We start from the raw sequence: 13,126 nt of genomic DNA on the forward strand, positions 1-13,126 counted from the left end.
CGGATCGCGGGACCACGGCTGGCGGGTCCGCTCGTGCCCGTCGTGGCCGTCATGGCGGCTTTCCTGGTCGGCGGGGTCATGCTCCTTATGCTCGGCGCCAACCCGATCGAGGGCTACGGCGCGCTCCTGGACGGGGCATTCGGCGATGCCGACGCCCTGGCCGACACGGCGCTCAAGTCCATGCCCCTCCTGCTGGTGGGCATCGGAATCTGCATCGCCTTCCGAGCGTCCGTCATCAACATCGGCGGCGAGGGACAGATGATCGCGGGGGCGATCGTGTCCACGCTGGTCGCCCTGGGCCTACCCGACTTGCCCCGGGTGCTCCTCGTGCCGCTCGTACTGCTGGGTGGCCTGGTCGGCGGCGCCATCTGGGGGGCCATACCGGGAGCGTTGAAGGCCTACAGCGGGGTCAACGAGATCCTCTCCACGATCATGCTCAACATCGTCGCCGTACAGCTCATGAACTTCCTGCTCAGGGACATGATCATGGACCCCTACGAGAAGGATGGCGGCCGGATCCCCCAGACCCGGAGGCTGTCCGACAACTCCGACCTTCCCCTCCTGCCCGGCGGCACCCGCCTCCACATCGGCGTGCTGGTCGCCCTGGCCATGGCGGTCCTGGCGTGGGCGCTCCTCTGGAGGACCTCGCTCGGCTTTCGCCTCCGCGCCGTGGGCCACAGCTCGGCCGCCGCCCGCTACGCCGGTATGCCGGTCAAGAGGACCATCGTGGCGGCTCTCACGTTCAGCGGCGCCATGTGCGGCCTGGCCGGGGCGATCCTGGTCTTCGGCAGCGAGTCCCACCGGTTCGTGACCGACGGTTCCAGCGTCGGCTTCACCGGCTCGGCTGGCTTCAACGGCATCGTGACGGCGCTGTTCGGCGGCCTCCATCCGCTCTGGACCATCCCGTCCTCGTTCTTCTTCGGTGGCCTCCTGTTCGGAGCCAACGCCATGCAGCGGGCGGTGCAGGTACCGGCCGCCCTGATCGTGGCCCTGAACGGCCTGGTGGTCGTATTCGTGGTCAGCAGCGATCGGCTCCGGCGGGCCGTGGGGGAGAGCCTGGGTCGTGAGCGGGAGTCCTCGGCCGGCGGGGACGTGGAGGTGCGGTCATGACCGACTTCTTCACCATGGCCTCCCTGGTGTTCGTGGTCGGCTCGGGGATCCGGCTGGCAACCCCGTTCCTGCTGGCGGGCCTGGGTGAGACGATCGGCCAGCGCAGCGGGGTCCTGAACCTCGGCGTCGACGGCGTCATGCTGCTGGGTGCCTTCGGCGCCTACTGGACCATCCTCGAGACCAGGAGTCCGGTCACCGGCGTCCTGGTCGGGCTGGCCGTCGGACTGGTGATGGGCATCGTGTACGGCGTCGTCACGGTGACCCTGCGGGCCGAGCAGGGGGTCAGCGGTATCGGGATCTTCCTCTTCGGCCTGGGCATGAGCGACCTGCTCTTCCAGAAGAAGGTGGGTACGCCCCTCCCCATCCGGGGCTTCGCCGACTGGCACGTGCCGGTGCTTTCCGACATCCCGAAGGTCGGCGAGATGTTCTTCCAGCATTCCGTACTGGTGTACCTGGCATTCCTGCTGGTGCCCGTGGTGGCATTCCTGCTGAACCGGACGACCTTCGGGTTGAACGTCAGGGCCGTGGGCGAGAACCCGGCGGCCGCCGACAGCCTCGGCGTGAGCGTCGCCCGGGTGCGCTACACGACGATCCTGCTCGCCAACGGACTGGCCGGCCTGGCCGGTGCGGTGCTGGCGATCGAGTTGGGCATCTTCCAGCAGAACCTCACCAACGGCCAGGGGTTCATCGCCATCGCTCTCGTCTACTTCGGGGCGTGGAGGCCCGTGGGGGTGATGGGCGGAGCCCTGCTGTTCGGGATGGTCTCGGCCACCGTGCTCCAGTGGAAGACCCTCGGCCTGGTGTCCGGCGCCACGTCCAGCCTTACCGCCATGGCGCCGGCCGTCCTGACCATCGTCGCCCTGGTGGTGATCAGCCGAACCATCGGCCAGCCGGCGGCACTAACCCGCCCATTCGACCGTGGACGGTGACAGCGACTATGAACAACACGGATCTCGGCCGGGACCACCGGTCGGAGGAGAATCCCCGAGGGAGGGACACCATGTACACACGTAGGAATCGAAAGTGGCTAGGTCTCACGGCCATGCTGGCCGTGCTGGCCCTTGCCGCAGGAGCCTGCAGCTCCGATGAGGAGGCAGCCGACGACGGCCTGTTCAAGATCGCCGTCGTGGCGCCCAGCGCCAGCAACGACCTTGCATTCACCCAGAGCATCGTGGACGCAGTCCACGCACTCGACGGCGTGGACGCCATCGACATCACCGACGGCACGTTCATCGTGGACGATGCCGCTGCGGCAGTCCGCGGCTACGCCAAGGACGGCTACGACCTGGTCATCGCCCACGGCTCGCAGTACGGCGGGTCGCTGCAGGAGATCGCCGGAGACTTCCCGGACACGGCGTTCGCCTGGGGCACCTCGAATGACACCTTCGGTCTCGACAACGTGTCGGCCTACACGGCTGCCTCCGACCAGGGTGGCTACGTGATGGGCGCCATGGCGGCCGCCATGACCTCAAGCGGCGTCATCGGCGTCATCGGACCGATCGCCGTAGGCGACGCCAAGCTCTACGTGGACGGCTTCGTCAACGGCGCCGCGGCACAGGATCCGGGCGTGACGGTGAACGTCAACTACATCGAGTCGTTCAGCGACGTGGCACTGGCCGCCGAGGCCGCCGAAGGCCACATCGCCAACGGTGCCGACATCCTGACGGGTACGGCCCAGATGGTGGTCGGTGCGACGGGCGTGGCTGCCGAGAACGGCGCCAGGTGGTTCGGCACCCAGTCCAACCAGACCTCGCTGGGCGAGGACATGGTGGTGGCCTCACAGGTCTACAAGTGGGAGAAGGCCCTCCAGGGCATCGTGAACGGCGTGAAGAACGGCGACCTGGGTGGCAGTTCCCACACCATCAACCTAGAGAACGGCGGCATCGTCATCGAGTTCAACGACGGCGTGGACGCCGGAGACGCCCGGGCAATCGGTGAGGGCCTGATCGCCGACATCAAGGCCCGGATGGTGGACACCGGAGCCTGATCCCATTTCCTCCCTCGGTGCCGGGCGGCCGCCTCCGGGTCGGTCGCCCGGCACCAACGGAGCGATCCAGCAACCATGGCCGACACCACGACACTGTTAGCGCTGACGGGGATCACCAAGCGGTTTCCCGGCGTGCTTGCCAACGACGACGTCCATCTGGAGGTCGCGGCTGGCGAGATCCACGCGCTCCTGGGAGAGAATGGAGCCGGCAAGAGCACGCTCATGAAGGTCCTGTACGGGCTGTACCGGCCCGACGCGGGCGAGGTGCGCCTGAACGGGGAACCGAGCGGGATCACGGCGCCGGCCGACGCCATCAGGGCCGGGGTAGCGATGATCCACCAGCACTTCATGCTGGTGCCCACCCTGACCGTCGCCGAGAACGTGGCCCTTGGCCTGGCCGACAACGGCGTCCTGCTGGACACCAGTGGGGTTGCGGAGCGGGTCGGCAAGCTGTCGTCCCGGTACGGGCTCTCGGTGGATCCGGCGGCTTACGTGTGGCAGTTGGCGGTGGGGGAGCGACAGCGGGTGGAGATCGTGAAGGCCCTCTACCGGGACTGCCGACTCCTGGTCCTGGACGAGCCGACGGCCGTCCTCACCCCGATCGAGGTGGATGAGCTGTTCGTCACGCTGAGGACCATGGCCACCGACGGCGTGGGCCTGATCTTCATCTCCCACAAGCTGGACGAGGTACTGGCCCTGGCCGACCGGATCACCGTGATGCGCGACGGGCGGGTCACCGGCGAGACGACTCCGTCGGCGACCTCCAAGGAGGATCTTGCCAACATGATGGTGGGTCGCCCGGTCCAGCTGGCGCCCGACCGACCGACGGTGGAGGTGGGACCCGTTCGGCTGGCCATCGACGGGCTCCGTGTCGACGGCGACCGGGGAACCGAGGCGGTCACCGACTGCAGCCTGGGGGTCCGTTCCGGAGAGGTCGTGGGGATCGCGGGGGTCTCGGGAAACGGGCAGCGGGAGCTGGCTGAGGCGGTGGCAGGACTGCGACCGGTCGTTGCCGGTCGGGTGGACATCGACGACGTCGACGTGACGGGCCTGCATCCGAGCGAGGTGCGGGCTGCAGGCCTGGCCTACGTCCCCGAGGAGCGGATGCGAGACGGCGTGGTCGCTGAGTTCTCGGTGGCCGAGAACCTCATCCTGGTGGACCACAATCGGCGGCCGTTCTGCCGATGGGGACTGCTTCGCCTCGGAGCGATCGCCGACCGCTGCAGGGACCTCGTCGAGCGGTTCACGGTGAAGACGCCCACACTGGAAACCCCTGCCGGCAACCTCTCCGGCGGGAACATCCAGAAGCTGATCCTGGCCAGAGAACTCTCCAGTGAACCGGGTGTCCTGCTGGCCTCCCAGCCGACCCGGGGGGTCGACATCGGTGCCGCAGAGTACATCCATCGTCGCCTCATCGAGGAACGGCTGCGAGGTGCCGCGGTGCTCGTCATCTCCGAGGACCTCGACGAGGTCCTGGCCCTCAGCGACCGGATCGCCGTGATGTCCGAAGGCCGGATACTGGCGGTCATGGACCGCTCCGAGGCGACCATCCAGCGCATCGGCCTCCTGATGGCCGGAAGCGAAGCCGCTGCCTGAACCGAGTACGCCTACCGGCCGGTGTGGACCGGCCTCCCCGCCAGCCCAAGTGCCGCCTCCATGAGCGATTCTCCGAGGGTGGGATGGGCGTGGATGGTGCCGGCCAGGTCCTCGACGGTTGCCGCCGTCTCGACGGCGAGGGCGGCCTCGCCGGCCAACTCCGCAACGTGCGGACCGACCGCCTGTACACCGACGACGGTTCCCTCCGCGTCGGCTACCACCGTCACCGTGCCCTCGGCCCCACCGAGGGTCCAGGCCCGTCCCGAGGCGGCCAGCGGGAACCTGAACGCCGCCGGCCGGAGGCCCGCCTCGGTGGCCTCGTCGAGGTCCATCCCGACGACCATCACCTGAGGGTCGGAGAACACCACCATGGGTACGCACGTGGGGTCGAAGGCCGCCGGGCGGCCGCACGCCACGTCGGCGGCCACCTCGGCCTCGGCGGTGGCCTTGTGGGCCAGCGCCGGCCCTTCGGTCAGGTCGCCGATGGCGAACACCGCGTCGGTCGCCCGCCTACCCGGATCCACGGAGACCAGGCCGGTCCCATCCACCGTGGCGCCCGCCATCTCGATGGCCACGGTGTCGGAGTTGGGACGCCTACCCACCACGACGGCGATCCGGTCGGCGGGAAGGGTTGCCTCTCCATCCGGGCCGGCCACCACTAGGCCGTGTTCGTCGGTTCCGACCGCACGATGCTCGAGGCAGAGGCCCACGCCGAGTCGGCGGAGCCCCCTGGCGACGAGCCGACCGGTGCGGGCCTCGAAGCCTGGGAGGATCCGGTCCTCCGCCTCCACGATGGTCACCCGGCTCCCCAGCTTGGCGAAGGCGCAGCCCAGCTCGACGCCGATGTAGCCCCCTCCGACCAGCACCAGGTGTTCGGGCAGCCGGTCGGTGAACAGCAGGGAATCGGATCCGACGACACGGTTCCCGTCGACCGGGATGTCTGGCAGCTGGATCGGCCGGGAGCCCGTGGCCGTGACGGCCTGCGCGTAGTCGAGGAACTCCACGGTGTCGCCGTGTTCGACGGCCACGCGACCCGGTCGGGAGAAGCGGGCATGGCCCTCCAGGACCCGAACGCCGGCATCGGCCAACAGGCGGGCCACGCCTCTGGTGAGGCCGTCGACGACCTCACCGAGGTGCTCGGCGACCCTGGCCATGTCCACGCTCGTAGTGGCGTCGACGCCCCAGGATCGGGCCCGGTCTGGCAGGGCGTGTGCCTCAGCCACCTCGATCAGAGCCTTGGACGGGATGCAGCCCACGTTCAGGCAGGTGCCGCCCACGGACCCGCGTTCCACGAGCGTGACCGAGCGTCCCATGCGCGCCCCGTGCAGTGCCGTCGCATATCCCCCTGGTCCTCCGCCGATGACCAGCAGGTCGACCACCGTGGCCATCTCGCCGACCACCACCGGTTCTCAGCTTCCCATGAGCAGGTGCAGCGGTTCGGACAGGTCGTCGACGATCGAGCGGCGGAAGGCCTCTGCGAGGTCCCCGTCGATCAGGCGGTGGTCGGCCCCGAGGACGACCGGAAGCGTGGGCCTGGCCACGACGGCTCCGTCCACCACGATCGGCCGCTCGGCGACGGCTCCCAGCCCCAGGATGGCTCCCTGGCCCGGTGGGATGATCGGGGTGGCGAACCGACCCCCCAGCGAGCCGTAGTTGGTGATCGTGAAGGTCGCACCGGAGAGGTCGCTGGCCGAGAGGTCGCCCTGTCGGGCCCGGTCGGCCACCCTCGCGATCGCCGACGACATTGTGAACAGGTCGAGTCGGTCGGCGTCGGCCACGACGGGCACCATCAGCCCGCTGTCGGTGGCCACGGCGATGCCCAGGTTCACCGATTCGGGGATGACGATGTCCTCGCCGGGGTGGCCCTCCACGTGGCCGTTGACCATCGGGAAGCGTCGGAGTGCCCGGGCGGCGGCCACCGCGGCGACCGACAGGTGGGTGACCAACTCCGCGCCGGGACGGCCCATCGACCGCATGCGGTTCCGGAAGTCGACCAGGAGGCTGGCGTCCAGCTCGTCCATGGTGTGGATGTGGGGGATCTCCGACCAGGAGGCGGCCATGTTCCTGGCCACCACGCCGCGGATGCCGCGCAGCGGGTGCCTGCCTACTGGCATCTGTCCCAGGTCCGGCCTGATGGGCGGAGCGGTCGGTGCGGGTGGGGCCGTCGCGCCTGCAGCGGTAGTGGTGCGGTCCGCTGCTGCGGCCGCCCGGACGTCGTCTGTGGTGATCCGACCACCCGGTCCGGACCCCGTGACCGTGGCCAGGTCCACGCCGGACTCGATGGCCAGCCGTCGGGTGGCCGGCGCGGCCTTGGCGCGACCCGTGGTCGGCCGGTCGGGTGTCGGCGGGTCTGCGGTGGCGACGCCTTCGTCGACCGGCGGCATCTCCGGGTCGAGGGCCCCGGTAGCGCCGTCCACGGATCCATCGTCGATCTCGATGAGCAGGGCGCCGACCCTGATCCGTTCACCCTCGGATGCTCCCAGTCGGAGGATGGTGCCGGCCACGGGTGACGGCAGCTCGGAACTGGCCTTGTCCGTGAGCACCTCGACCAGCGGCTGGTCCCGGACGACCACTTCGCCGGGGGCCACCAGCCACTCCACGACCTCGGCCTCCTCGAGGCCCTCGCCGATGTCGGGCAGGTGGAAGCGGTGGGGCATGGTCCTGTCCGGGCTCAGGCCATCTCGAGCGTGCGGCGTACAGCTGTGGCGATCCGGGCCTCATCCGGCACGTAGGCGCCCTCCAGCATCCCGACCGGGTAGGGCACGTCGAAGCCCGAGACGCGGGTGATCGGGGCCTCCAGCGACCAGAAGCACTCCTCGACGATGGTGGCCACCACCTCGCCGGCGAAACCACCCGTCTGGGCGGCCTCCTCGACCACCACGGCCCGTCCGCAGTGGTCGACGGCCCCGGCGATGGCGGCGATGTCCAACGGGACGAGGCTTCGGAGGTCAAGGACCCCGACGGACAGGCCCTCGGCGGCCATCGAATCGGCCACCCGGCAGGCCACCTCTACCTGGTAGCTCCAGGCGATCACGACCAGGTCGTCGCCGGCCCGGGCCGTCCGGGCCTGCCCCAGCGGCACGAGGTGCTCACCGTCCGGGACATCGCCACGGATGCCCCGGTAGCCCCGCAACGGCTCCAGGAACAGGACCGGGTCCGGGTCCCGGATGGCCGATGCCAGCAGCCCCTTGGCGTCCGACGCGGTCGCCGGCATGACGACCTTGAGGCCGGGCAGGTTGGCCAGCTGGCCCTCCAGAGAGTCGGAATGGAGTTCCGGCGTGCGGACGCCTCCGCCGAACGGCGATCGGATGGTGATGGCAGGTTCGAACCTGCCCTGGCTCCGGTACCGAAGTCGGGCGATCTGGCCGGCCACTTGGTGCATGGCCTGGTAGGAGAAGCCGAGGAACTGGATCTCCGCCACCGGCACCATCCCGGCCATGGCCAGGCCCACCGCGGCGCCGGCGATCATGCCCTCCGCCAGCGGGGTGTCGACCACACGGCTCTCGCCGAACTTCTCGAAGAGCCCCTCTGTGGCACGGAATACACCCCCGTTCCGGCCGACGTCCTGGCCCAGGACCACGACCCGTTCGTCACGGGCCATCTCGGCGTGGAGCGACTCGTTGATGGCCTGGAGCATCGTGATCTCCGAGGTGCCGGTCACCGTCCCGCCTCGGGGGCCCCCAGCAGTGAGTCCCGCTGGCGGGCCATGCGCTGGGTGTCCTGAGCGAAGCAGTGGTCGAGGACGGCGTCCGGTGCGATCGGCCTCGCCAACGCCATCTCGAGGGCCTCGTCGATGCGGGCCATAGCGGCGGCCTCGGTGGCCGCCTGTGCGTCGTCGTCCCAGAGGCCCAGGTCCGTGAGGTGCGCACCGAGCCGCTGGACCGGGTCGTCGCGCCGCGCTGCCTCGATCTCCTCGGGGGGCACGTAGCGGCTGGGATCGTCAGCCGTGGTGTGCGGACCCAGTCGGTAGAGCCGGGCCTCGATCAGCGTCGGCCCCCGGCCGGCCAGTGCCCGCTGCCGGGCCTCGTCGACCGCGTCGTACACCTCGGCTGCGTCGTTGCCGTCGACGACCACTCCACCGATTCCGAACGCAGCCGCCTTGTCGGCGATCGTCTCGGCCGCAGTCTGCTGGTGGAGCGGGGTGGAGATGGCCCACTGGTTGTTCATGCAGAGGAAGATCACCGGAGCACCCAGGACGCCGGCAAGGTTGCCCGCCTCGTAGAAGTCGCCCTCGGAACTGGAGCCGTCTCCGAAGAACACGGTGACCACGCCGGGTTCGTCGCGCAGCGTCATACCCCATGCCAGTCCCACGGCATGGGGTATCTGGGTGGCCAGCGAGATCTGCAGCGGCGCTACGCGTACCGATTCCGGGAGACAGCTGCCGGCTGGGTGGCCGATGTTGTAGAGCATGTACCGGTCGAGGACCTCCGGACCGAAACGCTGGAGCGCCAGCGGCTCCCGGTACTGGGGGAGGATCCAGTCGTGCGCCGGGTCCAGGGCATGGGCGGTGGCGGCGACCGTGGCCTCGTGGCCGTCGATCGGAGCGAGGGTTCCCACCTGCCCCTGGCGCTGGAGGTTCCAGAGGCGACCGGCCTGGGTACGGGCCGACACCATGTCTACGAACATCGACCGGAGCTGGTCATCCGACGGTCGCGTCACCTCGTCGACCCTAGCGGCGGTGGTGAAGCAGGCCAGCGGTCACAGGTGCCCCATGTCACCGGTGTCCGACCGTGCCGGAGGGTTATCGACCGGTAGGTTGATCCCCATACCGGTTCCTGCACCCCTCGGGAACCGACGACCTCCGGCCGGAACCACCCCCCGGTTCTGCAGCCGAGAGCGACCGCACGCCCCACCTTCCCGGTGGGGTGTGCGACGTTTTCGACCCATCGCTTCCGCTGCTGGCTTCATGGCCGACGTTTTCAGGTGCCTACGATCAGTCGACCCGCCCAAGATGCCCGGAGGAAGGAAAAGACATGTCCAGCAACCGCCGCGACCTGATCCGGATGACCGACGACGAGATGGCGGCGTTCATCGAGGAGCAGAAGAGCCTCCAGGTGGCCTGCCACGATCGGGATGGATCGATCCACCTGTCGACCCTCTGGTTCGCCGTGATGGAGGGCCGGCTGGCCTTCGGCACCTATACGAGGTCGCAGAAGATCTTGAACCTCCAGCGCAACGACCGGATCACCCTGCTGCTGGAGGACGGGCTGACGTACGAGACGCTCCGCGGGGTCATGATCAAGGGTAGGGCGATCCTCCACGGGTCGGACGATGTCGAGGAGGTGCGCCGGGTGGCACGCGCTGTCATGAAGCGCAACCAGATGGGCGTCCCCGAGGAGCACCTCGAGGCTGCCGCGGCGGTCTGGGCGGCCAAGCGCACGGCGGTGGTGGTCGAACCGGAGACCGTCATCTCGTGGGACCACACCAAGTTGGACGGTGTCTATTGACCCTCGGTGAACCGGCCCGGGATGCCGGCCGACGACGCCTAGCATGAGCGGCATGGAAGCCCTCTTCGCCCTCCAGGACGAGGACGTCCTCCGAGGACAGTTGGAATATCGGAGGGCCAGGCTTCCGGAGGGAGACGCTCTGGTGGCGGTCCGGGCTGCGCGGACCGCCACGACCGCCGAGGTCGAGGGCCTCCAGGTCCAACGCCTGGACCGGGCCCGCCGACAGCACCGCCTCGAGGGCGACGTGGCGGCCATAGAGGTCCGCCTGGGCGAGCTCGACCAGAGGCTCTACGGCAGCGCCATCACGTCGCCCAAGGAGGCGACCGCGCTCCAGAACGAGATAGAAGGCCTCCGCCGTCGCCGGGATGACCTGGAGGGCGAGGTCCTTGAGATCATGGAGGCCCTCGAGCCCGTCGAGTCCCGTCTAGACGAGCTGGCCGCCGCAGGGCTTGCCGGCGACGCCGAGATCGAAGGCGCCCGTGCCGCCTTCGCCGATGCCGAGGCCCTCATAGACGGCGAGCTGGCCGAGTCGGCGACCCGTCGGGAGGCAGCCGTCGGGTCGCTCCCCGCCGAGGTGCTCGCCCGCTACGAGCGCAACCTGCCATCTTTCGGGTCGAGCACCGTGGTCCGATTCTCGGGAGCTGACTGCAGCGGGTGTCCGTACTCCATGCCGGCCGTCGAGGCCGACCGGGTGAAGGGACTGGCCACCGGGACGCTGGCGGACTGCAGCGAGTGCGGTCGGCTCGTGGTCCGCTGATCCGGACCGACATCACATGCTGGTCTGGTTCGCCGTAGCGGCGCTCGTGGGGGTCGCCCTGGTGTTCGACAGCCCGTCGATGGACCACCGGTTCGTCGTCCTCGGAGCCGTCCTGCCGGTGGCGGAGGGCCTTGTCGGTGGCCCCTGGATCCTGCACACCCCGATCCTCGGCGTGGCCCTCCTGGCTGCCGTCATGCTCGGGGCCCGCGGTCGTCGCCTGACGCAGCGCCGCTGGTTGGGTGTGCCGATCGGGATGCTGGCCCACCTGGTCCTGGACGCCACATGGGCCGATACGGGGATCTTCTGGTGGCCGTTCGCCGGGGTCGACAGCCTCGGCTCCCCGCCGGTCCCGGAGTTAGGCCGTGGCTGGGGAGGCGTCATTCTGGAGTTGCTGGGCTTGCTGCTTGGAGCCTGGGCCTGGCGCCGCTTCGGCCTGGCCGATCCCGTCCGCCGGACCGAGTTTGTCCGGCTGGGGCGCCTGGAAGCAGTCCGGGGTCGCTGATGCTGTTCGTCGTACGGCACGGTCGGACTGCGGCCAACGCATCGGGGCTGCTCCTAGGGCACCTCGATCCCGACCTGGATGAGCTCGGCGTCAGGCAGGCGGCGGCCACAGCAGCGACCCTCGGTCCGGTTGACCGGGTGGTGTCCAGCCCGCTGCTCCGGACCCGGCGGACCGCCGAGGAGTTCGGAATGGACGTGGAGGTGGACGATCGGTGGATCGAGATGGACTACGGCGAGTTCGACGGCCGGCCGGTGGCCGACATCCCTGCCGCGACGTGGAGGGAATGGCGCCGTGACCTGGACTGGGCCCCACCAGGCGGGGAGTCGCATCGGGAGCTCGGCCGCCGGGTCCGCTCCGCCCTCGAGGACCTCTTCGAGGCCTCCCGGACGTCCGATGTAGTAGTGGTAACCCACGTATCGCCGGTGAAGGCGGCCCTGGCCTGGACCCTGGGCGTCACCGACGAGGTGGCGTGGAGGACCTTCGTGGCCCCCGCCTCGGTGATGACCGTCGGCGCCGGTCCGTCCCTACGCGGCTTCAACGACGTGGCCCACCTGTCGGAGGTCTGAAGGCCGGACGGTCAGGGCATCAGGGACGCTGCGTCGAGGTCCCTGATGGCGGCCACGACGCGGTCCAGCATGAGACCCACCAACTGGACGGCCCGGTCGTTCACAAGCTCAACGCTGCCTCCCGCCTGGATCGGATAGCAGAGGCAGAACAGGACCGTCCGTCGGTAGTCCTCGACGAGTTCGTCGGCCGGGTAGTCGATGCCGGCCTCGGCCAGGGTCGCCCGGTAGACCTCCAGCAGGCGTTCCTCGTGCGACCGTCGGTCCTCGACGGTGAGGCTCTGGCTGATGAAGTAGCCGAGGTCGTAGGCGCCGACCGTCTTGACGCAGATCTGCCAGTCGATGGCGATCACCTCCGGGCCGTCGTGGTGTCGACGGAAGAAGAGATTGTCCAGCCGGTAGTCGCCGTGGGCCAGCGTGGTCGCCTTGTCCGGGAAGTACATCATCTCCTCGACGACGGTCGGGAACCTCTCGCCGATGGCCCTGATGTCGTCGTCCACACGGTCGCCGAAGCCGGCCAGGAACGGCTCCCAGGCGGTCGACACCCCGTGCTGCACGCCCTGGGGCATGGGTGGGTCCCAGCCGAACGGAAGCCAGGAGAGCTCGGCGTCGAAGGTGGGTGACTCCCAGAACTCCGTGTGGTGGCGGGCCAGGGCACGCACCGCCGCCTCGGCCAGGTCGGGAGGGCAGCCGTCCAGCTGGTTGTGTACCTCGGCCTCCCCCAGGTCCTCGAGGAGGAGCACGAAGTCATCGCTCTCGGGGTCGTGGGCCGAGGCGAGGCAACGCGGGGTCGTCAGCGGGCTGCGGTCGGCGGCGGTGCGGTAGAAGGCGACCTCCTTGCCGTAGAACTGGAAGGTGCGGGCCACGAACCGGGTCATCTCGTGGTCGACCGGCGTCTTGAGCACGACCGTCGCCGGGCCCGATCCACCGTCGTAGGTGGGCGTCAGGCGATGGAGCAGGCCCATGAGTCCGATTCCCTGACCGATCGGCTCAGCCCCGAAGCCGGTCACCGTGCCGCCGTCGAGTGCCCCGCTGCCCCGGAGGGCGTCGGTCAGCCAGGCCGGTGTGACCTCTTCGACGGTCGTCGGTATTCCGTGCTCCGGCATCTGGGACCCCCGATCTCCGACGGTGCATCCCGTCGATCTGCCACCCGGCCACGGACGG

Annotated in this window: 13 protein-coding genes; 8 read left to right on the forward strand and 5 right to left on the reverse strand. The window is 69.5% G+C overall.

Going from position 1 to position 13,126, the window contains the following annotated elements:
* Positions 1-33: 33 nt before the first annotated feature.
* The 4 genes from MK177_06365 to MK177_06380 all read left to right on the forward strand — a co-directional run bounded on the left by MK177_06365 (position 34) and on the right by MK177_06380 (position 4,693).
* Positions 34-1,110 carry an ABC transporter permease gene (locus tag MK177_06365; protein MCH2426942.1) on the forward strand — a complete coding sequence of 359 codons (1,077 nt, stop codon included), beginning with the start codon at positions 34-36 and terminating at the stop codon, positions 1,108-1,110.
* Complete coding sequence (locus MK177_06370) at positions 1,107-2,039, forward strand: ABC transporter permease (protein MCH2426943.1); 933 nt, start codon at positions 1,107-1,109, stop codon at positions 2,037-2,039. Before MK177_06365 ends, MK177_06370 begins: the two co-directional genes overlap by 4 nt.
* Before the next feature lie 113 nt (positions 2,040-2,152).
* On the forward strand, positions 2,153-3,097 hold the full coding sequence (locus MK177_06375) for a BMP family protein (protein ID MCH2426944.1): 945 nt from the start codon (positions 2,153-2,155) through the stop codon (positions 3,095-3,097).
* Between the two features lie 75 nt (positions 3,098-3,172).
* Positions 3,173-4,693 (forward strand): ABC transporter ATP-binding protein, encoded by a 1,521-nt coding sequence (locus MK177_06380; protein ID MCH2426945.1) that lies wholly within the window; start codon positions 3,173-3,175, stop codon positions 4,691-4,693.
* Between the two features lie 11 nt (positions 4,694-4,704).
* Here the strand turns inward: MK177_06380 and lpdA are convergent, their stop codons facing one another.
* The 4 genes from lpdA to MK177_06400 are packed head-to-tail and all read right to left on the reverse strand — an operon-like array spanning position 4,705 to position 9,352.
* Positions 4,705-6,096 (reverse strand): dihydrolipoyl dehydrogenase, encoded by a 1,392-nt coding sequence (gene lpdA / locus MK177_06385; GenBank protein MCH2426946.1) that lies wholly within the window; start codon positions 6,094-6,096, stop codon positions 4,705-4,707.
* Between the two features lie 6 nt (positions 6,097-6,102).
* Positions 6,103-7,350 carry a 2-oxo acid dehydrogenase subunit E2 gene (locus MK177_06390; GenBank protein MCH2426947.1) on the reverse strand — a complete coding sequence of 416 codons (1,248 nt, stop codon included), beginning with the start codon at positions 7,348-7,350 and terminating at the stop codon, positions 6,103-6,105.
* A gap of 14 nt (positions 7,351-7,364) precedes the next feature.
* The gene (locus tag MK177_06395) at positions 7,365-8,354 is read right to left on the reverse strand and encodes an alpha-ketoacid dehydrogenase subunit beta (GenBank protein MCH2426948.1); all 990 of its coding nucleotides are present in this window, start codon (positions 8,352-8,354) and stop codon (positions 7,365-7,367) included.
* Positions 8,351-9,352 carry a thiamine pyrophosphate-dependent enzyme gene (locus MK177_06400; GenBank protein ID MCH2426949.1) on the reverse strand — a complete coding sequence of 334 codons (1,002 nt, stop codon included), beginning with the start codon at positions 9,350-9,352 and terminating at the stop codon, positions 8,351-8,353. The genes MK177_06395 and MK177_06400 overlap by 4 nt, the downstream gene beginning before the upstream one ends.
* A 314-nt stretch (positions 9,353-9,666) precedes the next feature.
* On the opposite strand from MK177_06400, the gene MK177_06405 reads away from it, so the two are divergent.
* From MK177_06405 to MK177_06420, 4 genes are read left to right on the forward strand one after another with little or no spacing between them, the layout of a single operon-like run.
* Entirely contained in the window at positions 9,667-10,140 is a 474-nt protein-coding gene (locus tag MK177_06405; protein MCH2426950.1) for a pyridoxamine 5'-phosphate oxidase family protein, read from the forward strand.
* Positions 10,141-10,192: 52 nt separating this feature from the next.
* On the forward strand, positions 10,193-10,897 hold the full coding sequence (locus tag MK177_06410) for a hypothetical protein (protein MCH2426951.1): 705 nt from the start codon (positions 10,193-10,195) through the stop codon (positions 10,895-10,897).
* 16 nt (positions 10,898-10,913) lie between these two features.
* Positions 10,914-11,399, forward strand: a complete 486-nt coding sequence (locus tag MK177_06415; protein ID MCH2426952.1) for a hypothetical protein — start codon at positions 10,914-10,916, stop codon at positions 11,397-11,399.
* Positions 11,399-11,965, forward strand: coding sequence for a histidine phosphatase family protein (locus MK177_06420; GenBank protein MCH2426953.1), 567 nt, complete (start codon positions 11,399-11,401; stop codon positions 11,963-11,965). Before MK177_06415 ends, MK177_06420 begins: the two co-directional genes overlap by 1 nt.
* 11 nt (positions 11,966-11,976) lie before the next feature.
* On the opposite strand, the gene MK177_06425 is transcribed toward MK177_06420, so the two are convergent.
* Positions 11,977-13,068: an ecdysteroid 22-kinase family protein gene (locus tag MK177_06425; GenBank protein ID MCH2426954.1), complete on the reverse strand. Its 1,092-nt coding sequence runs from the start codon at positions 13,066-13,068 to the stop codon at positions 11,977-11,979.
* Positions 13,069-13,126: the final 58 nt, after the last annotated feature.

This window comes from Acidimicrobiales bacterium, assembly GCA_022452145.1.
In the GTDB taxonomy this organism is placed as follows: Bacteria; Actinomycetota; Acidimicrobiia; order Acidimicrobiales; family MedAcidi-G1; genus UBA9410.